The sequence below is a fragment of the Pseudomonas sp. NBRC 111123 genome (genome assembly GCF_001320205.1).
Lineage (GTDB): Bacteria > Pseudomonadota > Gammaproteobacteria > Pseudomonadales > Pseudomonadaceae > Aquipseudomonas > Aquipseudomonas putida_J.
In genome coordinates this window covers 34522-60622 of record NZ_BCAZ01000030.1, presented here as the reverse complement: position 1 = coordinate 60622, position 26101 = coordinate 34522, and the positions used below count along the sequence as shown (strand labels likewise).

Here is a 26101-nt window from a genome sequence, read left to right as displayed (position 1 = left end):
TCTTGAACGGGCGGCGTGATGCTGAACAAATACCCTCTGTGGAAATACGCACTGATCCTGGTGGTACTGGCGATCGGTTTCATTTATTCCGCTCCCAACCTCTACCCGGATGATCCGGCGGTGCAGATCAGCGGTGCCAGCTCGGCGCTGCAGGTCAAGCAGGCCGACCTCGATCGCGTCAGCAAGGCGCTGGTCGATGCCGGCATCACCGTCAAGGGCGCGAGCCTGGGTGAGAAGGGCAGTGGGCTGATTCGCCTGACCAACCAGGAAGATCAACTGCCAGCCAAGGATGTAGTGCGCAAGGCACTGGGCGATGATTACGTCGTGGCCCTGAACCTGGCCCAGACTACCCCGCAATGGCTGCGTAACCTGGGTGCAAGCCCGATGAAGCTGGGCCTGGACCTGTCCGGTGGTGTGCACTTCCTGCTGGAAGTGGACATGGACAAGGCCATGAGCGCCCGCATGAAAGTCTACGAAGGCGAGGTCAAGACCTTGCTGCGCAAAGAGCGCATCCGCTATCGCAGCCTGCCGCAGCAGGATGGCGGTGTGATGCTGGGCTTCGCTGACGATGCTACCCGCGAACAGGCACGTGCCCTGATCCGCAAGAATTTCAATGATTTCGACCTGACCACCACCGAGCGCAACGAGCTTGCCGTGCTGCGTCTGGCGCTGACCCAGGCGAAAGTCGCCGAGATCCGCGAATACTCGATCAAGCAGAACCTGACCACCGTTCGCAACCGTGTGAACGAGCTGGGCGTGGCCGAGCCGCTGGTACAGCGCCAGGGCGCCAACCGCATCGTGGTCGAGCTGCCAGGCGTGCAGGACACTGCCGAAGCCAAGCGTATCCTCGGCAAGACCGCCAACCTGGAGTTCCGCTTCGGCGCCGAGCCGGGTGCTTCCAAGGCCACTACGGAGGTCTTCGAGTTCCGTGAAGGCAACCGTTCCGCTGCCGTCGAGCGTGGCCTGATCATCACCGGTGACCAGGTTACCGACGCCCAGGCCAGCTTCGACGAGCATGGCCGCCCGCAGGTGAACATCCGCCTGGATGGCCACGGTGGTGAGCTGATGAGCCGCGCTACCCGCAGCAACGTCGGCCGCAGCATGGCGGTGATCTTCATCGAACAGAAGCCGGTCACTCGCTACGTCAAGCAGACGGTCGATGGTGTCGAGAAGGACGTTGCCGTACAGAGCTTCCAGGAAGAGAAGAAGATCATCAGCCTGGCGACCATCCAGTCGCCACTGGGCAGCCAGTTCCGTATCACCGGCCTGAACGGCCAGGGTGAGTCCTCGGAACTGGCCCTGCTGCTGCGTGCCGGTGGTCTGGCCGCGCCGATGTACTTCGCTGAAGAACGTACCATTGGCCCAAGCCTGGGTGCCGACAACATCACCAAGGGTATCGATGCGTCGCTGTGGGGCATGCTGTTCGTCTCGCTGTTCATCATCGCCATCTACCGCGGCTTCGGCGTGATCGCCACCATCGCCCTGGCGGGCAACATGGTGCTGCTGCTGGCGCTGATGTCGCTGCTGGGCGCCACCCTGACCCTGCCTGGTATTGCCGGTATCGTGCTGACCATGGGTATGGCGGTGGACGCCAACGTGCTGATCTTCTCGCGTATCCGTGAGGAGCTGAATGCCGGCATGTCGGTGCAGCGCGCCATTCACGAAGGCTTCAACCGCGCCTATACCGCGATCATCGACGCCAACCTGACCAGCCTGCTGGTCGGCGGCATCCTGTTCGCCATGGGGACCGGCCCGGTCAAGGGCTTCGCGGTAACCATGTCCCTCGGGATTTTCACCTCGATGTTCACCGCCGTCATGGTGACCCGTGCAATGGTCAACCTGACCTGCGGCGGGCGTGACATCAAGAAGCTGTGGGTTTGAGGGAGCTGCGATGAAAACCATCAACTTCATGGGCGTGCGCAATGTTGCGTTCGCCATTACCGTGCTCCTCACTGTGCTGGCGCTGTTCAGCTGGTGGCAAAAGGGCCTGAACTTCGGCCTGGACTTCACCGGCGGTACGCTGATCGAGCTGACCTACGAACGGCCGGCCGACCTCAAGGCGGTCCGCGCCGAGCTGGTCGAGTCCGGCTTCCACGAGGCTGTGGTGCAGAGCTTCGGCGCCACCACCGACCTGCTGGTGCGTATGCCGGGCGATGACCCGCAGTTGGGTGCCAAGGTTGGCGCGGCCCTGCAGAAGGCCGGCGGCGACAACCCGGCCACGCTCAAGCGTGTCGAGTTCGTCGGCCCGCAGGTGGGTGAAGAGCTGCGCGACCAGGGTGGCCTCGGCATGCTCCTGGCACTGGGCGGCATCCTCATCTACCTGGCGTTCCGCTTCCAGTGGAAGTTCGCCGTGGGTGCGATCGTCTCGCTGATCCACGACGTGGTGGTGACCTTGGGTATCCTGTCGTTCTTCCAGATCACCTTCGACCTGACGGTGCTGGCGGCGGTGCTGGCGATCATCGGCTACTCGCTGAACGACACCATCGTCGTTTTCGACCGGGTACGTGAGAACTTCCGCGTGATGCGCAAGGCCTCGCTGATCGAGAACATCAACGTCTCGACCACCCAGACCCTGTTGCGCACGATTGCCACCTCGGTTTCGACCTTGCTGGCGATCGCCGCGCTGCTGTTCTTCGGTGGTGACAACCTGTTCGGCTTCTCCCTGGCATTGTTCATCGGTGTCATGGCCGGTACCTATTCGTCGATCTACATCGCCAACGTGGTGCTGATCTGGCTGAACCTGAACAGCGAAGACCTGATCCCGCCGGTGAAAAACGAAGGTGTGGATGACCGTCCTTAAGGATTAGTCCTACGCCGTTCGGCGGCATAAAAGGCGCGAGTGTTGAACTCGCGCCTTTTTTTTTGCTCCAAGGCTGGGAGAAAGCAGGTTAGCTCCTGCAGGTAAAACAGGAGGTTCATGTGAACAAATCAATGCTCGTAGGCGCTGTGCTGGGTGCTGTCGGTGTTACTGCCGGAGGTGCTGTCGCCACCTACAGCTTGGTGAACAAGGGGCCTGAATATGCCCAGGTCACCGACGTGCAACCGATCAAGCAACAGGTCAAAACGCCGCGCGAGGTCTGCAAGGACGTTGCCGTCACGCGTCAGGCGCCGGTCAAGGACCAGCACCAGATCGCCGGCACCGTCGTGGGCGCTCTGGCTGGCGGCCTGTTGGGTAACCAGATTGGCGGCGGTACTGGCAAGAAAATCGCTACCGTGGCCGGTGCGGTCGGTGGTGGTTATGCCGGTAACAAGGTGCAGGAGGGCATGCAGCAGCGTGACACCTACACCACCACGCAAACCCGCTGCAACACGGTCAACGACATCAGCGAGAAGGTGGTGGGCTACAACGTCAAATACACCATTGGCGACCAGGTCGGCCAGGTGAAGATGGACCGCGAGCCGGGTTCGACCATACCGTTGGACAAGAATGGCAAGCTGATCCTCAGCGAAGCTGGTCAGTAAAACCCGTTGCGGTCTGCTCTTTGTAGGAGCGGCCTTGTGTCGCGAAAGGGGCGCGTAGCGGCCCCAGATCTTTGCAAAGGTAGAGATTGCCGGGGCTGCTTCGCACCCCTTTCGCGACACAAGGCCGCTCCTACAGGGGGGCGAAGCCGGGCGGTAAGCACAGGCATAAAAAAAGCACCCCGTGGGGTGCTTTTTTTTGCCTGCAATCCGCGCTTAGCGCTTCATGTGCTCTGGCAGGTGCGGCTGGATAGCGGTCAATACGGCCTTGAAGCACTTGATGTTGCCTGCAACGATGTGGCCCTTGTCGAGGAAGTCATGGCCACCGTTGAAGTCGCTCACCAGGCCACCAGCTTCCTGGATCAGCAGTACGCCCGCAGCCATGTCCCACTCCGACAGGCCCGACTCCCAGAAAGCGTCGAAACGGCCGGCGGCCACGTAGGCCAGGTCCAGGCTGGCGGAGCCGGCGCGGCGGATGCCGGCGGTTTGGCCAGTCAGGGCGCGGAACATGCCCAGGTAGTTGTCCATGTCAGCCATCTGGTTGTCACGGAACGGGAAGCCGGTACCCAGCAGGGCGCCGTCCAGGCTGGTGCGCGAGCTGACGCGCAGGCGGCGGCCATTGAGCTGGGCGCCACGGCCACGGCTGGCGGTGAATTCTTCCTGGCGAACCGGGTCGACGATCACGGCGTGCTCGAGGCGGCCACGGTATTTGCAGGCGATGCTGACAGCGAAGTGCGGGATGCCACGCAGGAAGTTGGTGGTGCCGTCCAGCGGATCGATGATCCACAGGTAGTCCTTGCCTTCTTCGCCGGTGCCGGCGTGCAGGCCGGTTTCTTCACCTTGAATGGAGTGGTTCGGGTAGGCCTTGCGCAGGGCGTTGACGATGCTCTGCTCGGCGGCGCGATCCACTTCGGAGACGTAGTCCTTGGCCTCTTTCTCGTCGACCTTGATGCTATCCAGGCGTTCGATGGAGCGGAAAATCAGTTCACTGGCGCTGCGAGCGGCGCGCAGGGCGATATTCAGCATAGGCTGCATGGGCGGGTCACCTGGAGATGTTAAAGAAGAAAGCCGGACATTCTAGCAGAAAAGTTTGGCGGCAGAAGTGTCACATTTGCTTTCGTGGCGTTACGCTGGTCGGTTCTGTAAGATCGATTTCCCCCAAACCTGCATCTGTGAGCACAACACCTTGCTGCAAAATATTCGTGTTGTTCTGGTCAATACCAGCCACCCCGGCAACATCGGCGGCGCTGCGCGTGCCATGAAAAACATGGGCTTGTCGCGTCTGGTGCTGGTGCAGCCAAAAGAGTTCCCTTCCGGCGACGCCACCGCCCGCGCCTCGGGTGCCGACGACATCCTGGCCAGTGCCCAGGTGGTCGACAGCCTTGAAGAGGCGCTGGTCGGCTGCAACCTGGTCATGGGCACCAGTGCCCGTGAGCGCAGCATCCCTTGGCCGTTGATCGACCCGCGCGAGTGCGGGGCCAAGGCCGTGGAGCATGCCGGTGGCGGTGAAGAGATCGCCCTGGTGTTCGGGCGCGAACACGCCGGCCTGACCAACGAAGAACTGCAGCGATGTCACTTCCACGTGCACATTCCCTCGAACCCCGACTTCAGCTCGCTGAACCTTGCTGCTGCAGTCCAAGTGCTCTCCTATGAGGTGCGCATGGCCTGGCTGGCAGCCGAAGGTACGCCTTCGAAAGTCGAGAAGTTCGACGCCAACTCGCTGCGCAGCAACGAGCTGGCGACCATGGACGAAATGGAGCTGTTCTATGAACACCTGGAGAAAACCCTCGTGGACATCGGCTTCCTCGACCCTGAAAAGCCCAAGCACCTGATGCCGCGCCTGCGCCGGCTGTATGGGCGCAGCTCGGTCAATCGTTCGGAAATGAGCATTTTGCGCGGCATCCTCACCGAGACCCAGAAGGTCGTCCGGGGCGAGCCGCATAAAAGGAAGGACTGACAGATGTTCGAACGTCTGCGTGAAGATATCCAGAGCGTGTTCCATCGAGACCCGGCGGCGCGCAACGCCTTCGAGGTGCTGACCTGCTACCCCGGCATGCACGCCATCTGGTTGCACCGCCTGGGCAATGCCCTGTGGAGGCGCGATTTCAAGTGGCTGGCACGGTTGGTGTCGAACTTCGGTCGCTGGCTGACCGGTATCGAGATCCACCCCGGTGCGACCATTGGGCGGCGCTTCTTCATCGACCACGGCATGGGTATCGTCATCGGCGAGACCGCCGAGATCGGCGACGATGTCACCCTTTATCAGGGCGTGACCCTGGGTGGCACCAGCTGGAACAAAGGCAAGCGTCACCCGACTTTGGAAAACGGTGTAGTGGTAGGGGCGGGCGCCAAAGTGCTCGGCCCGTTCACTGTCGGTGCCGGGGCCAAGATTGGCTCCAATGCGGTGGTGACCAAGGCGGTACCGGCGGGTGCCACTGCAGTGGGTATCCCGGGGCGGATCATCGTCAAGAGCGAAGACAGCGAAGTCGAGGCCAAGCGCAAGGCCATGGCCGAAAAGATCGGCTTCGATGCCTACGGCGTCAGCGGCGACATGCCGGATCCGGTGGCTCGTGCCATCGGCCAGATGCTCGACCACCTGCAGGCTGTCGACGAGCGCCTGGAGGGCATGTGCGGAGCGCTGACCAAGATGGGCAGTGACTACTGTGCCAAGGAGCTGCCGAAGCTGCCGGAGGATGACTTCGCGGTCGAAACCCAGGCTGCCCAGCGCGACACTCAGTCGCATTGATTGCGCCGTGCTGAAGCCCTGCTGACATATGGGGCGTGTGCTCACGCCCCTTTGCTGCTACAATCGCGCCCGCCTCCCTGATGCAAACCCGACTAAAGCAGTAGGTCTAATAGTTGACTTAAATGCTCGGGAATCGCATACTCGCACACATCCCGTAACTCCCGTGGTACCCATTAGCCATGCGACTGACTACCAAAGGCCGATACGCCGTCACTGCCATGCTCGACCTGGCACTGCACGCGCAGCATGGGCCGGTGTCTTTGGCCGACATTTCCGAGCGCCAGGGCATTTCCCTCTCTTATCTGGAACAGCTGTTCGCCAAGCTGCGCCGCAGCAGTCTGGTCTCCAGCGTGCGCGGTCCGGGCGGTGGCTACCAGCTGTCGCGCGGCATGGAAACCATCCAGGTGGCCCAGGTCATCGACGCGGTCAACGAATCGGTCGATGCCACCCGTTGCCAGGGCCTCGGGGATTGCCATGCCGGTGACACCTGCCTGACTCACCACTTGTGGTGCGACCTCAGCCAGCAGATCCACGAATTCCTCAGCGGCATCAGCCTGGCTGACCTCGTCATGCGCCGTGAGGTGCAGGAAGTCGCCCAGCGCCAGGACCTGCGGCGTGTCGCAGGCCGTACCGCCCAGCTGGACAAGATTGAGACGTCCGCCGTCGACTGACCTTTTGCAGTGACGAGCGACGCCACCGCCTGATAGGAGATACCCATGAAGTTGCCGATCTACCTCGATTACTCCGCTACCACGCCGGTCGACCCTCGTGTCGCCCAGAAGATGGCCGACTGCCTGCTGGTCGACGGCAACTTCGGTAACCCGGCCTCGCGTTCCCACGTGTTCGGCTGGAAGGCCGAAGAAGCGGTCGAGAACGGCCGCCGCCAGGTTGCCGAGCTGATCAACGCCGACCCGCGCGAAATCGTCTGGACCAGCGGTGCCACCGAGTCCGACAACCTCGCCCTCAAAGGCGTGGCGCACTTCTATCAGACCAAGGGCAAGCACATCATCACCTCCAAGATCGAGCACAAGGCGGTCCTGGATACCGCTCGCCAGCTCGAGCGTGAAGGTTTCGAAGTCACCTACCTGGAACCGGGCGAGGACGGCATCGTCACCCCGGCCATGGTCGAAGCCGCCCTGCGTGACGACACCATCCTGGTCTCGCTGATGCACGTGAACAACGAAGTCGGCTCGATCAACGACATCGCCGCCATCGGTGAACTGACCCGTTCGCGCGGCGTACTGTTCCACGTCGACGCCGCCCAGTCGGCCGGCAAGGTCGAAATCGACCTGCAGAAGCTGAAAGTCGACCTGATGTCGTTCTCTGCGCACAAGGTCTACGGCCCTAAAGGTATCGGCGCGCTGTACGTCAGCCGCAAGCCGCGTGTGCGCCTGGAAGCCATCATTCACGGCGGTGGCCATGAGCGCGGCATGCGTTCGGGCACCCTGCCGACCCACCAGATCGTCGGCATGGGCGAAGCCTTCGCCATCGCCAAGCAGGAAATGGCCGCCGAGAACGTGCGCATCAAGGCACTGAGCGACCGCTTCTTCAAGCAGGTTTCGGACCTCGAAGAGCTGTACGTCAACGGCAGCAAGACTGCCCGCGTGCCACACAACCTGAACCTGAGCTTCAACTATGTCGAAGGCGAGTCGCTGCTGATGTCCCTGAAAGACATCGCCGTATCGTCCGGTTCGGCCTGTACCTCCGCTTCGCTCGAGCCGTCGTATGTACTGCGCGCTCTGGGCCGCAACGACGAGCTGGCGCACAGCTCGATCCGCTTCTCCTTCGGCCGCTTCACCACTGAAGAAGAAGTCGACTATGCCGCGCAGCAAGTCTGCATGGCCGTTAACAAACTGCGTGAGCTGTCGCCGCTGTGGGACATGTACAAAGACGGCGTTGACATCTCCAAGATCGAGTGGGCCGCCCACTAAGCAGTCGCCGGCAAGAGCGGCTCCCTGATGAGGAAGGAATTGCACCATGGCATACAGTGAAAAGGTCATCGACCACTACGAAAACCCACGCAACGTCGGCAAGATGAACGCCGAAGACCCGGATGTCGGTACCGGCATGGTCGGCGCCCCTGCGTGCGGTGACGTGATGCGTCTGCAGATCAAGGTCAACGAGCAAGGCATCATCGAAGACGCCAAGTTCAAGACCTACGGCTGCGGTTCGGCCATCGCCTCCAGCTCCCTCGCCACCGAGTGGATGAAGGGCAAGACCCTGGACGAAGCCGAAACCATCAAGAACACCCAGCTGGCGGAAGAACTGGCGTTGCCGCCAGTGAAAATCCACTGCTCGGTACTCGCCGAAGATGCCATCAAGGCAGCCGTTCGCGACTACAAGCAGAAGAAAGGCTTGATCTAAGCCGCCCGTTGCAAGGTAAGAGTCAAGGAGTTCCGATGGCTATCAGCATGACAGAAGCCGCCGCCAACCACATTCGCCGCTCCCTCGACGGGCGCGGCAAGGGTGAGGGCATTCGCCTGGGCGTGCGCACCACCGGCTGCTCGGGCCTGGCCTACGTGCTGGAGTTCGTCGACGAGCTGGCCGAAGAAGACGAGGTATTCGAGAACCATGGCGTCAAGGTGATCATCGATCCCAAGAGCCTGGTCTACCTCGATGGCACCGAGCTGGACTTCGTCAAGGAAGGGTTGAACGAAGGCTTCAAGTTCAACAACCCCAACGTGCGCGGTGAGTGTGGCTGCGGCGAAAGCTTCAACGTCTGAGGCTGGCCGTGGGTACTCCTTGTCATTTCGCTCTGTTTGACCTCCAGCCCTGTTTCCGCCTGGATCTCGATAAACTGGCCACTCGCTATCGCGAGCTGGCCCGTGAGGTCCATCCGGACCGCTTCGCTGACGCTTCCGAGCGCGAGCAGCGGGTAGCGCTGGAAAAGTCCGCGGCCCTCAACGACGCCTACCAGACCCTGCGCAGTGCGCCGCGCCGTGCCCGCTACCTGCTGGCAATCGGTGGCCACGAAGTGCCCCAGGAGGTCACGGTGCATGACCCTGACTTCCTGTTGCAGCAGATGCAGTGGCGCGAAGAGCTGGAAGAGCTGCAGGACGAAGCCGACCTCGATGGCGTGGCCGTGTTCAAGAGGCGCCTGAAGGCCGCTCAGGACACGCTGAACGAGGATTTCGCCGCCTGCTGGGATGTGCCTGCCGAGCGCGACAAGGCCGAGCGCCTGATGCGCCGCATGCAGTTCCTCGACAAGCTCGCCCAAGAAGTGCGCCAACTCGAAGAGCGCCTCGACGATTAACCCGGTGTCGCCCGTGATGACGCCTAAGGTATTCAGATAAGCATGGCCCTACTGCAGATCGCCGAACCCGGTCAAAGCCCTCAGCCGCACCAGCGTCGTCTGGCGGTGGGGATCGACCTGGGTACCACCAATTCTCTGGTCGCTGCCGTGCGCAGCGGTCGCAGCGAACCCCTGCCCGATGCGCAGGGCAACGTCATTCTGCCGTCGGCGGTGCGTTACCTGGCTGGCCACAACGAAGTCGGCCTGGCCGCGCGTGAAGCGGCCTCCAGCGACCCGCTGAACACCGTTCTTTCGGTCAAGCGCCTGATGGGGCGTGGCCTGGCAGACGTCAAGCAGCTCGGTGAGCAACTGCCGTACCGCTTCATCGGCGGCGAGTCGCACATGCCATTCATCGACACCATCCAAGGGCCGAAAAGCCCGGTGGAAGTGTCCGCCGACATCCTCAAGGTGCTGCGCGAGCGCGCCGAAGCCACCCTCGGTGGTGAATTGGTAGGCGCGGTAATCACCGTGCCGGCCTATTTCGACGACGCACAGCGTCAGGCCACCAAAGACGCCGCGCGCCTGGCCGGCCTGAGCGTGCTGCGCCTGCTCAACGAACCGACCGCCGCTGCCGTGGCTTATGGCCTGGATCAGAACGCTGAAGGCCTGGTGGCCATCTATGACCTGGGTGGCGGTACCTTCGACATTTCCATCCTGCGCCTGACCGCCGGTGTATTCGAAGTGTTGGCTACCGGTGGCGATACTGCCTTGGGCGGCGATGATTTCGACCACGCCATCGCGGGCTGGATCATCGAGCAGGCCGGCCTGTCCGCTGATCTCGACCCGGCCACCCAGCGCCAGTTGCTGCAGGCCGCCTGCGCCGCCAAAGAGGCCCTGACCGATGCTGATAGCGTCAGTGTCGGCCATGGCGCCTGGCAGGGCGAGCTGAGCCGCGCCGCTTTTGAGGCCATGATCGAGCCCTTGGTTGCCCGCAGCTTGAAAGCTTGCCGTCGCGCCGTGCGCGATAGCGGTGTCGAGCTGGAAGAGGTGGGGGCAGTCGTGATGGTCGGTGGTTCGACCCGCGTGCCTCGTGTGCGTGAAGCCGTAGGTGCGCTGTTTGGCCGCACCCCGCTGACCTCGATCGACCCGGACCAGGTCGTGGCCATTGGCGCTGCGATCCAGGCCGATACCTTGGCCGGCAACCGTCGCGAAGGTGGCGAATTGTTGCTGCTCGACGTCATCCCGCTGTCCTTGGGCCTTGAAACCATGGGCGGGCTGATGGAGAAGGTGATTCCGCGCAACACCACCATTCCGGTGGCTCGCGCCCAGGAGTTCACCACTTACAAAGATGGCCAGTCGGCCATGATGATCCACGTCCTGCAGGGTGAGCGCGAGCTGATCAGCGACTGCCGCTCCTTGGCGCGCTTTGAACTGCGCGGCATTCCTGCCATGGTTGCCGGCGCCGCCAAGATTCGCGTGACCTTCCAGGTCGATGCCGATGGCTTGCTCAGTGTTGCCGCCCGCGAGCTGGGTTCGGGCGTTGAAGCCAGCATCCAGGTCAAGCCATCCTACGGTCTGACCGATGGCGAGATCGCTCGCATGCTCAAGGATTCCTTCGAGCACGCAGGCTCCGACAAGCAGGCGCGCCAGCTACGTGAGCACCAGGTTGACGGTGAACGCCTGCTCGAAGCGGTGCAGGGTGCCCTTGACGCCGACGGTGAGCGCCTGCTCAGCGACGATGAGCGGGTGGCCATCGAGTACCAGATGCAAGAATTGCGTGATTTGCTTAGCGGCACCGATGGCGCGGCCATCGAGCAACAGACCAAGCGTCTGTCGCAGGTGACCGATGCTTTTGCCGCCCGTCGCCTTGATTCGACGGTCAAAGCCGCACTGGCCGGGCGCAACCTGAATGAGATCGAGGAGTAACCGATGCCCCAGGTGATTTTCCTGCCGCACGAGAAGTTCTGCCCGGACGGGCTGGTGGTAGAGGTGGAGCCAGGGACCAATATCCTGGAGCTGGCCCACGAGCACCACATCGAGATGGAAAGCGCGTGCGGTGGTGTGTGTGCCTGCACCACCTGCCACTGCATCGTGCGCGAAGGCTTCGACTCGCTCGAGGAAGCCGATGAGCTGGAAGAGGACATGCTGGACAAGGCCTGGGGCCTGGAGGCGCAATCGCGCCTGGCTTGCCAGGTGATCGTCGGTGAAGACGATCTCACCATCGAGCTGCCCAAATATACGCTCAACCACGCTGCCGAAGCGCCGCACTGAGGTTTGCCCGATGAGCCTGAAATGGATTGATGTACTTGAGATCGCCATCCAGCTTGCAGAAAGCAAGCCGGACGTCGATCCTAAATATGTGAATTTCGTCGATCTGCACCGTTGGGTGCTGGCCTTGCCAGAGTTCAGCGACGATCCGTCACGTGGCGGTGAGAAAGTGCTCGAGGCCATCCAGGCGGCCTGGATCGAAGAAGCCGACTAAGCGTGACGCTGCAGGTTAGGCAATCCCCTGGAACCCGCGTATAATTCGCGGGTTTAATTTTTCGTAACACTCAATATTCTGGAGTTTTCCATGGCTGTTCAACGTACTTTCTCGATCATCAAGCCTGACGCCGTTGCCAAGAACGTAATCGGCAAGATCACCACCCGCTTCGAAGAAGCTGGCCTGAAAATCGTTGCCTCGAAAATCAAGCAACTGTCCAAAGCCGAAGCTGAAGGCTTCTACGCCGAGCACAGCGCTCGTGGCTTCTTCGGTGACCTGGTTGCCTTCATGACTTCCGGCCCGGTCGTTGTTCAGGTTCTGGAAGGCGAAAACGCCATCGCTCTGAACCGTGAGCTGATGGGCGCTACCAACCCTAAAGAAGCTGCTCCAGGCACCATCCGCGCTGACTTCGCCGAGTCGATCGACGCCAACGCCGTTCACGGTTCGGACTCCGAAGCTGCTGCTGCTCGCGAAATCGCTTACTTCTTCGCTGCTACCGAGGTAACCACTCGCTAAGCGAAAGCTTAAGGGTGAAGGTGAATCCATGACGACATCTACCGGCAAAATCAACCTGTTGGGGCTGACCCTGCAGGAAATGGAACAGTTCTTCGACTCGATCGGGGAGAAGCGCTTTCGTGCTGGCCAGGTGATGAAGTGGATTCACCATTTTGGCGTCGACGATTTCGCTGCCATGACCAACGTCGGCAAAGTCTTGCGCGAGAAGCTCGAGGCCGTCGCCGAAATTCGGGGCCCGGAAGTGGTCAGTGAAGACATTTCCGCCGACGGTACCCGCAAGTGGGTGGTCCGCGTTGCCTCCGGCAGCTGCGTCGAGACCGTCTACATCCCCACCGACGACCGCGGCACGCTCTGCGTCTCGTCGCAAGCCGGCTGCGCCCTGGATTGCAGTTTCTGCTCCACCGGCAAGCAAGGCTTCAACAGCAACCTCACCGCCGCCGAAGTGATCGGCCAGGTGTGGCTTGCGAACAAATCCTTCGGGACTGTCCCTGCCAAGATCGACCGCGCGATTACCAACGTGGTGATGATGGGCATGGGCGAACCCCTGCTGAATTTCGACAATGTCATCGCCGCGATGAAGATCATGATGGAAGATCTTGGCTATGGCATTTCCAAGCGCCGCGTCACCCTGTCCACCTCGGGCGTGGTGCCGATGATCGACGAACTGGCCAAGCACATCGACGTGTCCCTGGCGCTGTCGCTGCATGCGCCGAACGACGAACTGCGCAACCAGCTGGTACCGATCAACAAGAAGTACCCGCTGAAGATGCTGCTCGAGTCGTGCATGGGTTACATGTCGACCCTCGGTGGCAAGCGTGTGCTGACCATCGAATACACCCTGCTCAAGGACGTCAACGACCAGCCTGAGCACGCGGCACAGATGATCGAACTGCTGCGCGACGTACCGTGCAAGATCAACCTGATCCCGTTCAACCCGTTCCCGCATTCGGGCTACGAGCGGCCGAGCAACAACGCGATCCGCCGCTTCCAGGACCTGCTGCACCACGGTGGTTTCAACGTCACCACCCGTACCACCCGTGGCGACGACATCGACGCCGCCTGTGGTCAGCTGGTCGGTCAGGTCAACGACCGTACCCGCCGCAGCGAGCGCTACATCGCCGTCCGCCAGCTGTCCGCTGACGCCGAGCTGCAAGACAGCGCCGTGCGCCACTGAGTCCGGCCTTGCCATGAGCCTGCGCGCCGCGCTGTCGATCCTTGCGCTTTCGCTGCTGGCCGGCTGCGTGTCGGGCGGCGCGAGCGACCCCCTGGCCAACCGCCAGGGGCGAACGGAGGCAGGGCGTGCCTACACGCAGCTTGGCCTGGGTTATTTGCAACAAGGTTTGACCCAACACGCCAAGGTCCCGTTGGGCAAGGCCCTGGCGCTGGATGCCGGGGATGCCGACGCCCACACGGCTCTGGCCCTGGTGTTCCAGGCCGAAGGTGAGCCTGCCCTTGCCGAGGCGCACTTCAAGAAAGCGCTGGCTTCCCGCCCGGGCGACACGCGAATTCGCAACAATTACGGCAGTTTCCTATATGCTCAGCAACGTTTTGCCGAAGCCGAGCAGATGTTTCGCCTTGCCAGTGCCGATACCCTGTATCCTGAACGTTCGCGGGTATACGAGAACCTTGGCCTGACCGCCCTGAGGCTCGACGACCGCGACCAGGCACAGGCGTACCTCACCAAGGCCTTGCAACTTGACCGGCGCCAGCCCAGAGCGTTGCTTGAAATGGCTGAGTTGTCCTACGAAAACAGGCATTATGTGCCGGCCCGTGACTACTACGATCGTTTCAGCCAGTTGAGCGATCACAACGCCCGTAGCCTTCTGTTGGGCAGCCGCCTTGCCCGGGTATTCGACGAGCAGGGCACCCTGGCCGATCTGGGCCAGCAATTACAACGACTTTATCCCGGTACGCCGGAATATCAGCAATACCTGTCGGAGCAACGATGAAAGCCGCGCATCCCGAAGTAGCAGCAGCGACTGGCCAGAACCCCGGTGAGCTGTTGCGCCAGGCCCGCGAGAAACGCGAGTGGTCGCAAGCCGAGGTGGCCCGCAAGCTCAACCTCACCGTAAGTTCGCTGAACCACGTGGAAACCGGCGCCTTCGACAAGCTGCCCGGGCACACTTTCGCTCGCGGGTATATCCGCGCCTACGCCAAATTGATGGACATGGACCAGGCACCGCTGGTCGAAGCCTTCGACCAGTACACCGGCACCCACGCCAAAGGTAGCGAAGTGCATTCGCTGGGGCGTATCGAAGAGCCGGTGCGGCTGTCGCACAACATCATGCGTGGTGTCACCCTGCTGCTGCTGGTCGCCGTCGTCGGTGGCAGCTTCATCTGGTGGCAGGACCAGGGCAGCATGAAAGGCAAGGACCTGGCCAAGATCGCCCTCGAGCATGTGGAAGTCGAAAGCGCCGATGGCACCACCCAGATCCACCCGCTGGACGAGCCTGAAGACCAGGCCGTAACGGCAGGCGAGCAGCCGGAAAGCGCGCCGCTGCCGCTGGAGCGGGCCCCCGCCGAGGCGGCTGCCGAAACCACCAGCGAAGCCGCTCCGGCCGCCACTGATCCTGCTCCTGCTCCGGTTCAGCAGGCACCGGCTCATGCTGCCGCGCCAGCCCCGGCCCCTGCCGCACCGGTAGCACCGGCTGCACCCGTTGCCAGCGTGCCGGCCGTTGCCGCCACCGAGCCTGCCGCCCCTGCGGCCGTGCCGGCTGGCAGCGCCAAGGTTGCAATCCAGTTCACCGCCGATTGCTGGACCCAGGTGTCCGATGGCAACGGCAAGGTGCTGTTCAGCGCCATCAAGCGCAAGGGGGACAACCTCGAGTTGACCGGCAAGCCGCCATTCGCGGTCCGTCTGGGCTTTGCCCGTGGCGCCCAGGTCAGCTACAACGGCCAGGCCGTCGATGTTGCCCCGTTCACCAGTGGCGAGACCGCTCGCCTGAAGTTGGGACAGTAAGTCATGCACGGCGAATCTCCGATCAAACGTCGCGAATCCCGCAAAATCTGGGTCGGCAATGTGCCGGTGGGGGGGGATGCCCCCATCGCTGTGCAGAGCATGACCAACACCGACACCAACGATGTGATGGCCACCGTGGCGCAGATCCAGCGCCTGGTCGATGCCGGCGTCGACATCGTGCGTGTCTCGGTACCAGACATGGACGCCGCCGAGGCGTTCGGCAAGATCAAGCAACTGGTCAGCGTGCCGCTGGTTGCCGATATCCATTTCGACTACAAGATCGCCCTGCGTGTGGCTGAGCTTGGCGTCGATTGCCTGCGCATCAACCCGGGCAACATCGGCCGTGAAGACCGTGTGCGCGCGGTGGTCGATGCGGCTCGCGACCGTGGTATCCCGATCCGCATCGGCGTCAACGCCGGCTCGCTGGAAAAGGACCTGCAGAAGAAGTACGGCGAGCCGACACCGGCCGCGCTGGTCGAATCGGCCCTGCGTCACGTCGAGCACCTCGACCGCCTGGACTTCCAGGACTTCAAGGTCAGCGTCAAGGCCTCCGACGTGTTCATGGCCGTCGAAGCCTACCGCCTGCTGGCCAAGCAGATCATCCAGCCGTTGCACCTGGGCATCACCGAAGCCGGTGGCCTGCGCTCGGGGACGGTGAAATCCGCGGTCGGCCTCGGTATGCTGCTGGCCGAAGGCATTGGCGATACCATCCGTATCTCGCTGGCGGCCGACCCGGTCGAGGAAGTGAAGGTCGGCTACGACATCCTCAAGTCACTGCACCTGCGTTCGCGTGGCATCAACTTCATCGCCTGCCCGAGCTGCTCGCGGCAGAACTTCGATGTGGTCAAGACCATGAACGAGCTGGAAGGGCGCCTGGAAGACCTGCTGGTGCCGCTGGACGTGGCGGTGATCGGTTGCGTGGTCAACGGCCCTGGTGAAGCCAAGGAGTCCCACGTGGGGCTTACCGGCGGCACGCCGAACCTGGTCTACATCGACGGCAAGCCGGCGCAGAAACTGACCAATGACAACCTGGTCGATGAGCTGGAAAAGCTCATCCGCCAGAAAGCGGCCGAAAAGGTCGAGGCTGACGCGGCGCTGATCGCCCGCAGCTGACACACAGATTCGTAAGGACTTTTCGTGAGCAAATCGCTGCAAGCCATCCGTGGCATGAACGACATCCTGCCAGAGCAGTCGCCGCTCTGGCGCTACTTCGAAGGCACCGTCGCCGGCCTGCTGGACACCTACGGGTACAGCCAGATCCGCACGCCGATCGTCGAGTTCACCGAGCTGTTCAAGCGCTCGATTGGTGAAGTCACCGACATCGTCGAAAAAGAGATGTACACCTTCGAGGACCGCAACGGCGATTCGCTCACCTTGCGCCCTGAAGGCACTGCTGCCTGCGTGCGCGCCGTGCTGGAACATGGCATCACTGGCAACGGCCAGGTGCAGAAACTCTGGTATATCGGCCAGATGTTCCGCCACGAACGCCCGCAGAAGGGCCGCTATCGCCAGTTCCACCAGATTGGCGTGGAAGTGTTCAACCTGGACGGTCCGGACATCGACGCCGAGCTGATCATGCTGACCTGGCGCCTGTGGGGCCTGCTGGGCATCCAGGACGCGGTCAAACTCGAGCTCAACAGCCTGGGCACCAGCGAAGCCCGTGCCCGCTACCGTGACGCGCTGGTCGAGTTCCTCTCGGCGCGCCTGGAGCAGCTCGACGAAGACAGTCAGCGCCGCCTCAAGAGCAACCCGCTGCGTATCCTCGACAGCAAGGACCAGGGCACCCAGGCGGTGCTGGTCGGCGCGCCGAAGCTGGAAGACTACCTGGACGAAGATTCCCGCGTGCACTTCGAGGGCCTCAAGGCTCGCCTCGACGCCGCCGGCATCCCGTTCGTGATCAACACCAAGCTGGTCCGTGGCCTGGATTACTACAGCAAGACCGTGTTCGAGTGGGTCACCGACAAGCTCGGCGCCCAGGGCACCGTCTGTGCCGGTGGCCGTTATGACGGCCTGGTCGAGCAGATGGGCGGCAAGCCGACCACTGGCGTCGGTTTCGCCATGGGTATCGAGCGCCTGATCCTGCTGCTGGAAACCCTCGGCAAGGTCCCCGAGTCGATCAACCGCACCATCGACGTCTACCTGTGCGCCTTTGGCGAGCAGGCAGAACTGGCCGGCCTGCGCCTGTCCGAAGGCCTGCGTGATCGCCTGCCGGGCCTGCGCCTGGCGGTCAACGCCGGTGGCGGCAGCTTCAAGAGCCAGTTCAAGAAAGCCGACAAGAGCGGCGCGCTGTTCGCCCTGATTCTTGGCGACGACGAACTGGCCAAGCAAGAGATCGGCGTGAAGCCCCTGCGTGGTCAGGGCGAACAACAGAACATTGCCTGGGATGCTCTGGCTGAGCACCTGGAAACCGTGATCGCTCAGGCGTAACGCGGTTCAACAAGCGAATAGGCGAAAAGGAGTATTGGGGTGTCGAGTACCGATGATGATGACCTGGCAGGGGTCAAGGACTGGTGGAACCGCAACGGCAAGCCGCTGCTGACTGGCGCGCTGCTGGCGGGCGTGGTGGTGCTGGGTTGGAACACCTGGCACAAGTACCAGAGCAACCAGTCGCAAGGTGCCTCGCAGCTGTATCAGGCTTTGCTTGAGACCAGCCTGACGCCGAGCGGCCAGCCAGACGCGACCAAGGTCGCGGAATTGGCCGGCAAGCTCAAGAGCGAGTTCGGCGGCACTGCGTACGCCCAGTACGGCAGCCTGTTCGTGGCCAAGGTCGCGGTCGAGAGCGGCAAGCTCGACGACGCCGCTGCCGAGCTGAAAAGCGTGCTGGACAAGCCGGCCGACGTCACCCTGGGCGAAATCTCGCGCCAGCGCCTGGCCCGCGTGCTCGCCGCCCAGAACAAGGCCGAAGAGGCCCTCAAACTGCTCGACGGCGACGCTGACAAGGCGTTCCTGGCCAGCCGTGAAGAATTGAAGGGCGACCTGCTGGTGCAACTGGGTCGCGGCGACGATGCCCACAGTGCCTACGAAAAAGCCAAGGCCGCGCTGTCTGATGAAGCAGCGGTCGGTGGCCTGCAACTGAAGCTGGATGACCTGGCCAAAGGGGACGCGTAAGTGATCGGTTGGAAACAAGCAGCAGTGCTGACCCTGGCCGTGCTGGCCGCAGGTTGCAGCAGCAACAGCAAGAAGGAACTGCCTCCGGCCGAGCTGACCAAGTTCACCGAAGAAGTAGTGCTGAAAAAGCAGTGGAGCCGTTCGATCGGTGACGGCCAGGGCGAAACCTACAACACCCTGGTTCCGGCGATCGAGAACGACCGTATCTACGCCTCCGACGTTAACGGCGAAGTCTTCGCCCTCGACCGCATCACCGGTGACGTGGTGTGGAAAAAGGACCTGGACAAGCCGGTTTCCGGCGCGGTCGGTGTCGGCTACGGCCTGGTCATGCTCGGCACTCTCAAGGGTGAAGTGATCGCCCTGGATTCCAGCACCGGTGAGGAGCGCTGGAAGGCGCGTGTCACCAGCGAAGTGCTGGCTCCGCCTGCCAACAACGGTGACGTTGTGGTGGTGCAGACCCAGGACGACCGCCTTATCGGCCTGGATGCCGCCACTGGCGACCGCCGCTGGATCTACGAAAACACCCCGGCCGTGCTGACCCTGCGTGGCACCGGCGCGCCGATCGCCACCAACCGCCTGGCTGTCGCCGGCCTGTCCACCGGCAAGGTGGTCGCGGTGGATATCAACAACGGCGTACCGGTGTGGGAGAGCCGCGTGGCCATCCCGCAGGGCCGTTCCGAGCTGGACCGCGTGGTCGATATCGACGGCGGCCTGCTGCTGTCCGGTGGTACCCTGTACGTCAGCACCTACCAGGGCCGCGTCGCGGGCCTGGACCTGGAAAGCGGTCGTGTGCTGTGGCAGCGTGATGCCTCCAGCTACGTGGGTGTCGCCCAGGGTTACGGCAACGTCTATGTCAGTGAAGCCACCGGTACCGTTGAAAGCGTCGACGAGCGCTCTTCCAGCGCCCTGTGGAGCAACGATTCGATGGCCCGCCGTCAGCTGACTGCACCTGAAGTGTTCTCCAGCTACGTGGCTGTAGGTGACTTCGAGGGTTACCTGCACCTGCTCAGCCAGGTCGATGGCCGCTTCGTCGGCCGTGAGCGTATCGACAGCGATGGCCTGCGTGCCCGCCCACTTGTGGTCGGCGACACCATCTACGTCTTTGGCAACAGCGGCAAGCTCGAGGCACTGACCATCCGCTGAAGCTATGCTTGAAGCCTTGGCGGCTTCAGGCCGCGGCGTAGGACACGCCGCCCGAACTCCGGCCGCTGCCTTGCAGCGGCCTTTGCATTTTCAAGAATTCAAGAGTGGAGAGCCGCATGGTTCCCGTAATCGCCCTGGTGGGCCGCCCGAACGTCGGCAAATCCACCATGTTCAACCGCCTGACCAAGACCCGCGATGCCATCGTCGGTGACTTGTCGGGTTTGACCCGTGACCGCCAGTATGGTGATGCCAGCTGGCAGGGTCGCTCCTTCATCCTCATCGACACCGGCGGTATCACCGGTGACGAGGTGGGCATGGACGAGAAGATGGCCGAGCAGTCGCTCATGGCCATCGAAGAAGCCGACTATGTGCTGTTCCTGGTCGACGCCCGCGCCGGCATGACCGCTGCCGACCAGATGATTGCCGAGCACCTGCGCAAACGCAACAAGTCGGCGATCCTGGTGGCCAACAAGATCGACAACATCGACGCCGACGTTGCTCGCGCCGAGTTCTCGCCGCTGGGCATGGGCAATGCCATTCCGGTGGCCGGTTCCCAGGGCCGTGGCATCAACGCGTTGATGGAGTCGGTACTCGGCCACATCCCGCGTGATCAGGTCGAGGAAGCGCTGGACGCCGAAGTCGCCGAAGGCGAGGAAGCGCTACGTATCCCAGGCCCGAGCGAGAAGGATGGCATCAAGATCGCCATCATCGGCCGCCCGAACGTGGGCAAGTCGACCCTGGTCAACCGCATGCTCGGCGAAGAGCGCGTGGTGGTGTACGACCAGCCGGGTACTACCCGTGACAGTATCTACATCCCGTTCGAGCGTGATGGCGAGAAGTACACCTTCATCGACACCGCCGGTGTGCGCAAGCGCGGCAAGATCCACGAGGAAGTCGAAAAGTTCTCGGTGGTGAAGACCCTGCAGGCGATCAAGGACGCCAACGTGGTGATCTTTGTCATGGACGCCCGCGAAGGTGTGGTCGACCACGACCTCAACCTGCTGGGCTTCGCCCTGGAAGCCGGCCGGGCCATCGTCATCGCCCTGAACAAGTGGGATGGCATGGAGCCGGGCGAGCGTGACTATGTGAAGACCGAGCTGGAGCGCCGGCTGTTCTTCGTCGACTTCGCCGACATCCACTTCATCTCCGCCCTGCACGGCACTGGCGTTGGCCACCTGTACAAGTCGGTACAGGCTGCGTTCACGTCGGCGGTCACCCGCTGGCCGACCAGCCGCCTGACGCAAATCCTCGAAGATGCCGTCAGCGAGCACCAGCCACCGCTGGTCAATGGCCGCCGTATCAAACTGCGCTATGCCCACCTCGGTGGTGCCAACCCACCGCTGATCGTGATCCATGGCAACCAGACCGAGAAGATTCCGAAATCTTATTCGCGTTACCTGGAGAACACCTACCGCCGTGTGCTGAAGCTGGTCGGTACACCGATCCGCATCGAGTACAAGGGCGGTGAGAACCCGTACGAGGGCAAGAAGAACACCCTCACCGATCGCCAGGTCAACAAGAAGCGCCGCCTGATGTCGCACCACAAGAAGGCCGAGAAGAAGCGCCGCGACAAGCGCTGATTCCGAGTCGACTTCTTCGCGGGTAAACCCGCTCCCACAGGGATAGCGCTGCTCCTGAGCTCAGTGCAGTACCTGTGGGCGCGGGTTTACCCGCGAATGGGCCTCTTGATCCAGCGCAATCCCCCTATTGTTTCAACCTTTTTCCTGACCGCTCGATCCGCTATGCTCGGACTCCACCCCGTGCCGGATACACCCCAGGAAAGAGGGCTCCATGATCCGCAGCAAACTGCCGAATGTCGGCACGACCATCTTCACCACCATGTCCCAGCTCGCCGTGCAGACCGGCGCGCTCAACCTGTCCCAGGGTTTCCCCGACTTCAACGGCCCACAGGCGCTGCTCGATGCCGTCGGCCGGCACGTGGCCGCCGGGCATAACCAGTACTCGCCGATGACCGGCCTGCCGGCCCTGCGCCAGCAGGTGGCAGCCAAGGTCGCAAGGCTGTATGGCGCCCAGGTCGATGCCGACCAGGAAGTGACCATCACCCCAGGCGCCACCGAAGCGATCTTCTGTGCCATTCAGGCGGTGATCCACCCCGGTGACGAGGTGATCGTCTTCGATCCGTGCTACGACAGTTACGAGCCCTCCGTGGAGCTGGCGGGCGGGCGCTGCGTGCATGTGCAACTGAGCGACGGTGACTTCCGCATCGACTGGCAGAAGTTCAGCGATGCCCTGAGCCCGCGCACGCGCATGGTCATTCTCAATTCACCGCACAACCCCAGTGGCGCGCTGATCACCCGTGAAGACCTCGAGCAGCTGGCCCGGCTGATCGCCGACCGCGAGATCTACCTGATCAGCGACGAAGTCTATGAGCACCTGGTCTATGACGGCGTGCGCCATGCCAGCGTGCTGGCCCATGAGCAGCTCTACCAGCGGGCGTTCGTCATCAGCTCGTTCGGCAAGACCTACCACGTCACCGGCTGGAAAACCGGCTACGTGATCGCCCCACCGGCCTTGAGCGCCGAACTGCGCAAGGTGCACCAGTACGTCAACTTCTGTGGCGTGACGCCCCTGCAGTGCGCATTGGCCGATTTCATGGCCGAGCACCCGGAGCACATCGATGAGCTGCCGGCGTTCTACCAGGCCAAGCGCGACCTGTTCTGCGACCTGCTGGAGGGCTCGCGTTTCAGCTTTACCCGCACGGCGGGTACCTATTTCCAGTTGGTGGACTACTCGCAGATCCGCCCGGACCTGAACGATGTCGACATGGCCCTGTGGCTCACCCGCGAGCACGGTGTGGCGACCATTCCGGTCTCGGTGTTCTACCAGCAACCCATCCCCGAGCAACGCCTGGTACGCCTGTGCTTTGCCAAACGTGAGGAGACGCTGCGTCAGGCAGCGGAAAAACTATGCGCGATCTGAGTGCACTGCCCAACCTGAAAGTCGCCTTGGTCCAGACCACCTTGGCGTGGCATGACCGTGAGGCCAACTACGCGCATTTCGAGGTGCTGCTTGACCAGGCCCGTGGCGCCGACCTGGTGGTCCTGCCGGAGATGTTCACCACGGGTTTTTCCATGCAGTCGGAAACCCTCTGCGAGCCCGAGAACGGCCCGACGTACAAATGGCTCAAGGCTCAGGCCAAGCGCATCGATGCCGTGATTACCGGCAGCGTGATCATCCAGGCCGCCGACGGCAGCCACCGCAACCGCTTGCTGTGGGCGCGGCCGGATGGCGAGATCCTGCATTACGACAAGCGTCACCTGTTCCGCATGGCCGGTGAGCACAAGCACTACACCCCGGGTGAGCGCCAGGTGCAGTTCGAGGTCAAGGGGTGGCGGGTGCGCCCGTTGATCTGCTACGACCTGCGCTTCCCGGTGTGGAGTTGTGATGCCCAGGATACCGACCTGCTGCTGTACACCGCCAACTGGCCAGCGGCACGCCGCCAGCACTGGAACCGGCTGCTGCCGGCGCGGGGTATCGAGAACCTGTGCTATGTGGCTGCAGTGAACCGGGTGGGCACCGATGGCAAGGGCTTTGCCTATTCCGGGGACAGCCAGGTGCTGGATTTTCAGGGTGAGAGCCTGCTCAGTGCAGGCGAGGCGGACGGGGTGTTTACTGCGGTGTTGAGTGCGGTGGAACTGGCGGCCTACCGGACCAAGTTCCCGGCCAACCTGGATGCCGACACCTTCGAGCTGCACTAAAGCAGGACCGGCCCTTTCGCCGGTAAACCCGCTCCCACAGGTGCTGCACAGTATTCGAAATCTGTGAAGACCTTGTGGGAGCGGGTTTACCCGCGAAGAGGCCGGAACTGTCTACATCATTTTCGAATCAGTACACATCCCGCCGATACCGCCCGTCCTCGATCAGCTGCTGCACAGCGTCTTCCCCCAGCATGCCGTTGAGCGCCGCATCCACCCCCGCAGCCATGCCTTGCAGGCTGCCGCAGACATACACACAAGCCCCGTCCGCCACCCAGCCCTTGAATGCCTCGGCGTGCTGCAGCAACACATCCTGCACATACACTTTCTCGGCCTGATCCCGCGAGAACGCCAGGTCCAGCCGCGCCAGGTCGCCGCTGTCGAGCCAGCCTTGCAGCTCGGCGCCACACAGCAGGTCATGTGCCCGGTTACGCTCGCCGAACAGCAACCAGTTGCGCTGCTCGCCCGCATTGATGCGGGCCCGGATCAGGCTGCGCAGGCCAGCCAGGCCGGTGCCATTGCCGATCAGGATCATCGGTGCGGCGGCCTCGGGCAGGTGGAAGCCACTGTTGCGGCGCACGCGCAGGTTCAAGGTGCCATTGAGCGGCAGGTACTCGGTCAACCAGCCGGACCCCAGGCCGAGGTTGCCATCGGCATGGCGCGCCTGGCGCACGATCAGTTCCAGTACGCCATCGCTGGCGATCGAGGCAATCGAGTATTCGCGGCTGCCGATGGGCACCAAAGCATCGACCAATGCCTGCGGCTGCAAGCCAAGCAGATGATCGCGACGGCTCGGCAGCTGGCGGCCAGCCAGTGCCTGGCTCAAGCTTTCCTGCAGGCCGTCGACGTGCACGCTGGCCTTGGCGTCCAGTGCCATGCCTTGGAGAAACGCATCAATCCGTGCCTGGCCATTGAGTGGCAGGATTTCCACCAGGTCACCGGCTTCCCAGCTGGCCGGTTGCTCAGGCCGCAGGCCCAGCAGGTAGACCGGTTGACCTTGGCTGCCTGGGTTGAGCAGCTCGCGTTGCACCAGCGTCCAGTTGCCGAAACGCGGCGGCTGCCAGGCGCTTACTGGTTGAGCGCCGGTCAGTTGCGCCAGCTCCTGCTGCCACTGCTGCAGTGCGGCCTGGTCGGCATTGTCCACTTCCACCGGGCTGAACGCGCTGCTGGCACCACGATCACCCAGCCAGGCCTGCAGGCGCCGGGCAAAACCACAGAAGTGCGGGTACTGGCGGTCGCCCAGGGCGAGCAGGGCGTAGCTGAGGTTGTTCAGCGCCCACGGCTGGCCGAGGACCTTGCGCTCGAAGCCACGGGCACTGTCCGGCGCCTCGCCGTCGCCGAAGGTGCTGACCACGAACAGGGCGCGGCGGGTCTGGCGCAAGGCTTCTTCATCCAGGTCGGCCAGGGCGCGTACTTGTACTGGCAAGCCGGCGGCCTGTAACTGCCCGGCGCTCTGCCAGGCCAGTTGTTCGGCAAGGCCGCTTTGGCTGGCGAAGCCGATCAGCCAGCTGTCGCCGCTGGCCTGGTTGCCGTCGACGTTGTTGCGTGCGGTGCGTACCTGCCGCTTCTTGCGCCGGCGGTCGAGGTACAGCAGCCAGCCGGTGACGAAGAACAGCGGCATGGTCAGGCTGGCGATGGTGACGATGATGCGCCCCGGCAGGCCGAAGTATTCGCCGACGTGCAGGGCGTAGACGCTCTGCAGCAACTGCGCCTTGAAAGACTTGTCGGTGTAGCGGTCCTGGCGCTTGACCTGGCCAGTGGCCGGGTCGAGCACCAGGGTGTTGAACGCGCGCGGGTGGGCTGCGTCTTCAAGCAGGTAGAACAGGTTGGCCGGCTGCCCGCCCGCCGGGGGCAGGCGCAGGTTGTACATGGCCAGGCCCGGGCCGGCAGCGTCCTTGAGGTTGGCCCAGATGGCGTCGTAGTCGACCACCAGCGGCGGTGCGTTCTTGTCGACCTTGGGTGGCCCATGGCGGCCACGGCCTTCACCGCGCTTCTGCTGCTGGCCGGCAGCAGGTTCGTCAGCCAGCAGTGTGTTCAGGCCCGAGCGGTACCATTCGTAGGACCAGAACAGCCCGGTCAGCGCGAACAGGAGGTAGAACAGCAGGCACCAGGTGCCGGCCACGGCGTGCAGGTCCCAGTTGAAGGCGCGGCCTTTCTTGGCCCAGTCGAGGGTCAGCCAGGTGCGCCAGTTCAGCGCCTTGCGCGGCCAGCGCAGGTACAGACCGGAGAGGCAGAAAAACACCAGCATCAGGGTACAGGCACCGGTGATCTGCCGGCCGGTGTCGCCCATGGCGAGGAAGCGGTGCAGGGTCAGCATCAGGTTGAAGAAGCCTTGGCCGGCTGCCTCGCCCTTGAGCTCGCCGGTGTAGGGGTCGGCATAGCGCAGCGCGCCGCGGCGCTCACCCGGTGGCGGGGTGAAGAACACCCGCGCGGCGTTGCCTTCGCGCACGTCCACCCACAGCATCGACACCTTGTCGCCTTGCTCGGCCTCGACCCGACGCACCAGCTCGGCCGGTGGCAGCACGCCCTCGGCGCGGACCTCGACCTTGAGCACATCGGCGTTGAAGGCGCGCAGCAGCTCTTCCTGGAACGAGTAGAGCGCGCCGGTAATGCCCATCAAGGCCAGCACCAGGCCGGCGGTGATGCCAAAGAACCAGTGCAATTGAAACAGTGTCTTCTTCACCACATCGATCACCTTGTCTTGCTGCCGCAACCTGCGCGGCGTGCATTATGCCTTGAT

General features: G+C 62.9%; 26 protein-coding genes. 24 read left to right on the top strand and 2 right to left on the bottom strand.

All coding sequences use genetic code 11. From position 1 onward, the window contains the following. Positions 1–18 precede the first annotated feature (18 nt). The 3 genes from secD (at position 19) to APH27_RS16245 (ending at position 3462) form a co-directional block, all read left to right on the top strand. Positions 19–1881, top strand: a complete 1863-nt coding sequence (secD, locus tag APH27_RS16255; RefSeq protein ID WP_060485345.1) for a protein translocase subunit SecD — start codon at positions 19–21, stop codon at positions 1879–1881. Positions 1882–1891: 10 nt separating this feature from the next. Then, positions 1892–2800 carry a protein translocase subunit SecF gene (secF, locus tag APH27_RS16250; RefSeq protein ID WP_027920286.1) on the top strand — a complete coding sequence of 303 codons (909 nt, stop codon included), beginning with the start codon at positions 1892–1894 and terminating at the stop codon, positions 2798–2800. A gap of 119 nt (positions 2801–2919) precedes the next feature. Beyond that, the gene (locus APH27_RS16245; protein ID WP_027920285.1) at positions 2920–3462 is read left to right on the top strand and encodes a glycine zipper 2TM domain-containing protein; all 543 of its coding nucleotides are present in this window, start codon (positions 2920–2922) and stop codon (positions 3460–3462) included. A gap of 213 nt (positions 3463–3675) precedes the next feature. Here the strand turns inward: APH27_RS16245 and suhB are convergent, their stop codons facing one another. Then, positions 3676–4494, bottom strand: a complete 819-nt coding sequence (suhB, locus tag APH27_RS16240; RefSeq protein WP_016393981.1) for an inositol-phosphate phosphatase — start codon at positions 4492–4494, stop codon at positions 3676–3678. A 151-nt stretch (positions 4495–4645) separates the two neighbouring features. On the opposite strand from suhB, the gene trmJ reads away from it, so the two are divergent. From trmJ to APH27_RS16135, 21 genes are all read left to right on the top strand, one after another. Next, a complete protein-coding gene (gene trmJ, locus APH27_RS16235) occupies positions 4646–5416 on the top strand; it encodes a tRNA (cytosine(32)/uridine(32)-2'-O)-methyltransferase TrmJ (RefSeq protein WP_027920284.1) in 771 nt (256 codons plus the stop codon). A gap of 3 nt (positions 5417–5419) precedes the next feature. Then, complete coding sequence (gene cysE, locus APH27_RS16230; RefSeq protein WP_060485344.1) at positions 5420–6205, top strand: serine O-acetyltransferase; 786 nt, start codon at positions 5420–5422, stop codon at positions 6203–6205. 179 nt (positions 6206–6384) lie between these two features. Then, complete coding sequence (iscR, locus tag APH27_RS16225; RefSeq protein ID WP_008092572.1) at positions 6385–6876, top strand: Fe-S cluster assembly transcriptional regulator IscR; 492 nt, start codon at positions 6385–6387, stop codon at positions 6874–6876. 45 nt (positions 6877–6921) lie between these two features. Then, entirely contained in the window at positions 6922–8136 is a 1215-nt protein-coding gene (locus APH27_RS16220; protein WP_027920282.1) for an IscS subfamily cysteine desulfurase, read from the top strand. Between the two features lie 46 nt (positions 8137–8182). Continuing rightward, positions 8183–8569 carry a Fe-S cluster assembly scaffold IscU gene (gene iscU / locus APH27_RS16215; protein WP_007929523.1) on the top strand — a complete coding sequence of 129 codons (387 nt, stop codon included), beginning with the start codon at positions 8183–8185 and terminating at the stop codon, positions 8567–8569. Positions 8570–8604: 35 nt separating this feature from the next. After that, a complete protein-coding gene (iscA, locus tag APH27_RS16210) occupies positions 8605–8928 on the top strand; it encodes an iron-sulfur cluster assembly protein IscA (RefSeq protein WP_027920281.1) in 324 nt (107 codons plus the stop codon). 8 nt (positions 8929–8936) lie between these two features. Continuing rightward, positions 8937–9458, top strand: a complete 522-nt coding sequence (gene hscB, locus APH27_RS16205; protein WP_060485343.1) for a co-chaperone HscB — start codon at positions 8937–8939, stop codon at positions 9456–9458. A gap of 42 nt (positions 9459–9500) precedes the next feature. Beyond that, positions 9501–11363: a Fe-S protein assembly chaperone HscA gene (hscA, locus tag APH27_RS16200; RefSeq protein ID WP_060485342.1), complete on the top strand. Its 1863-nt coding sequence runs from the start codon at positions 9501–9503 to the stop codon at positions 11361–11363. Positions 11364–11366: 3 nt separating this feature from the next. Further along, the gene (gene fdx, locus APH27_RS16195; protein ID WP_027920278.1) at positions 11367–11708 is read left to right on the top strand and encodes an ISC system 2Fe-2S type ferredoxin; all 342 of its coding nucleotides are present in this window, start codon (positions 11367–11369) and stop codon (positions 11706–11708) included. A 10-nt stretch (positions 11709–11718) separates the two neighbouring features. Continuing rightward, positions 11719–11919: a Fe-S cluster assembly protein IscX gene (gene iscX, locus APH27_RS16190; protein ID WP_027920277.1), complete on the top strand. Its 201-nt coding sequence runs from the start codon at positions 11719–11721 to the stop codon at positions 11917–11919. A 90-nt stretch (positions 11920–12009) separates the two neighbouring features. Next, complete coding sequence (gene ndk / locus APH27_RS16185) at positions 12010–12435, top strand: nucleoside-diphosphate kinase (protein ID WP_011532343.1); 426 nt, start codon at positions 12010–12012, stop codon at positions 12433–12435. A gap of 28 nt (positions 12436–12463) precedes the next feature. Then, complete coding sequence (gene rlmN, locus APH27_RS16180; RefSeq protein WP_027920276.1) at positions 12464–13609, top strand: 23S rRNA (adenine(2503)-C(2))-methyltransferase RlmN; 1146 nt, start codon at positions 12464–12466, stop codon at positions 13607–13609. Between the two features lie 13 nt (positions 13610–13622). Next, positions 13623–14384, top strand: coding sequence for a type IV pilus biogenesis/stability protein PilW (gene pilW, locus APH27_RS16175; protein WP_027920275.1), 762 nt, complete (start codon positions 13623–13625; stop codon positions 14382–14384). After that, positions 14381–15394 carry a RodZ domain-containing protein gene (locus APH27_RS16170; protein WP_060485341.1) on the top strand — a complete coding sequence of 338 codons (1014 nt, stop codon included), beginning with the start codon at positions 14381–14383 and terminating at the stop codon, positions 15392–15394. Before pilW ends, APH27_RS16170 begins: the two co-directional genes overlap by 4 nt. A gap of 3 nt (positions 15395–15397) precedes the next feature. Next, complete coding sequence (ispG, locus tag APH27_RS16165; protein WP_027920273.1) at positions 15398–16507, top strand: flavodoxin-dependent (E)-4-hydroxy-3-methylbut-2-enyl-diphosphate synthase; 1110 nt, start codon at positions 15398–15400, stop codon at positions 16505–16507. A gap of 24 nt (positions 16508–16531) precedes the next feature. Next, entirely contained in the window at positions 16532–17821 is a 1290-nt protein-coding gene (hisS, locus tag APH27_RS16160) for a histidine--tRNA ligase (RefSeq protein ID WP_060485340.1), read from the top strand. A 39-nt stretch (positions 17822–17860) separates the two neighbouring features. Then, positions 17861–18502, top strand: coding sequence for a tetratricopeptide repeat protein (locus tag APH27_RS16155; protein WP_027920271.1), 642 nt, complete (start codon positions 17861–17863; stop codon positions 18500–18502). Further along, positions 18503–19645 carry an outer membrane protein assembly factor BamB gene (gene bamB / locus APH27_RS16150; protein ID WP_027920270.1) on the top strand — a complete coding sequence of 381 codons (1143 nt, stop codon included), beginning with the start codon at positions 18503–18505 and terminating at the stop codon, positions 19643–19645. Positions 19646–19761: 116 nt separating this feature from the next. Then, positions 19762–21225, top strand: a complete 1464-nt coding sequence (gene der / locus APH27_RS16145; RefSeq protein WP_027920269.1) for a ribosome biogenesis GTPase Der — start codon at positions 19762–19764, stop codon at positions 21223–21225. 211 nt (positions 21226–21436) lie between these two features. Then, a complete protein-coding gene (locus APH27_RS16140; RefSeq protein WP_027920268.1) occupies positions 21437–22585 on the top strand; it encodes a pyridoxal phosphate-dependent aminotransferase in 1149 nt (382 codons plus the stop codon). Further along, entirely contained in the window at positions 22573–23364 is a 792-nt protein-coding gene (locus tag APH27_RS16135; RefSeq protein WP_027920267.1) for an amidohydrolase, read from the top strand. Before APH27_RS16140 ends, APH27_RS16135 begins: the two co-directional genes overlap by 13 nt. Before the next feature lie 127 nt (positions 23365–23491). On the opposite strand, the gene APH27_RS16130 is transcribed toward APH27_RS16135, so the two are convergent. Further along, positions 23492–26047, bottom strand: a complete 2556-nt coding sequence (locus APH27_RS16130) for a sulfite reductase flavoprotein subunit alpha (RefSeq protein WP_060485353.1) — start codon at positions 26045–26047, stop codon at positions 23492–23494. Positions 26048–26101 lie beyond the last annotated feature (54 nt).

Coding starts and splice junctions, on each gene's coding strand:
- secD (WP_060485345.1), top strand. CDS start 19: ATGCTGAACAAATACCCTCTGTGGAAATACGCACTGATCCTGGTGGTA.
- secF (WP_027920286.1), top strand. CDS start 1,892: ATGAAAACCATCAACTTCATGGGCGTGCGCAATGTTGCGTTCGCCATT.
- suhB (WP_016393981.1), bottom strand. CDS start 4,494: ATGCAGCCTATGCTGAATATCGCCCTGCGCGCCGCTCGCAGCGCCAGT.
- cysE (WP_060485344.1), top strand. CDS start 5,420: ATGTTCGAACGTCTGCGTGAAGATATCCAGAGCGTGTTCCATCGAGAC.
- iscR (WP_008092572.1), top strand. CDS start 6,385: ATGCGACTGACTACCAAAGGCCGATACGCCGTCACTGCCATGCTCGAC.
- APH27_RS16220 (WP_027920282.1), top strand. CDS start 6,922: ATGAAGTTGCCGATCTACCTCGATTACTCCGCTACCACGCCGGTCGAC.
- iscU (WP_007929523.1), top strand. CDS start 8,183: ATGGCATACAGTGAAAAGGTCATCGACCACTACGAAAACCCACGCAAC.
- iscA (WP_027920281.1), top strand. CDS start 8,605: ATGGCTATCAGCATGACAGAAGCCGCCGCCAACCACATTCGCCGCTCC.
- hscA (WP_060485342.1), top strand. CDS start 9,501: ATGGCCCTACTGCAGATCGCCGAACCCGGTCAAAGCCCTCAGCCGCAC.
- fdx (WP_027920278.1), top strand. CDS start 11,367: ATGCCCCAGGTGATTTTCCTGCCGCACGAGAAGTTCTGCCCGGACGGG.
- iscX (WP_027920277.1), top strand. CDS start 11,719: ATGAGCCTGAAATGGATTGATGTACTTGAGATCGCCATCCAGCTTGCA.
- ndk (WP_011532343.1), top strand. CDS start 12,010: ATGGCTGTTCAACGTACTTTCTCGATCATCAAGCCTGACGCCGTTGCC.
- rlmN (WP_027920276.1), top strand. CDS start 12,464: ATGACGACATCTACCGGCAAAATCAACCTGTTGGGGCTGACCCTGCAG.
- pilW (WP_027920275.1), top strand. CDS start 13,623: ATGAGCCTGCGCGCCGCGCTGTCGATCCTTGCGCTTTCGCTGCTGGCC.
- APH27_RS16170 (WP_060485341.1), top strand. CDS start 14,381: ATGAAAGCCGCGCATCCCGAAGTAGCAGCAGCGACTGGCCAGAACCCC.
- ispG (WP_027920273.1), top strand. CDS start 15,398: ATGCACGGCGAATCTCCGATCAAACGTCGCGAATCCCGCAAAATCTGG.
- der (WP_027920269.1), top strand. CDS start 19,762: ATGGTTCCCGTAATCGCCCTGGTGGGCCGCCCGAACGTCGGCAAATCC.
- APH27_RS16140 (WP_027920268.1), top strand. CDS start 21,437: ATGATCCGCAGCAAACTGCCGAATGTCGGCACGACCATCTTCACCACC.
- APH27_RS16135 (WP_027920267.1), top strand. CDS start 22,573: ATGCGCGATCTGAGTGCACTGCCCAACCTGAAAGTCGCCTTGGTCCAG.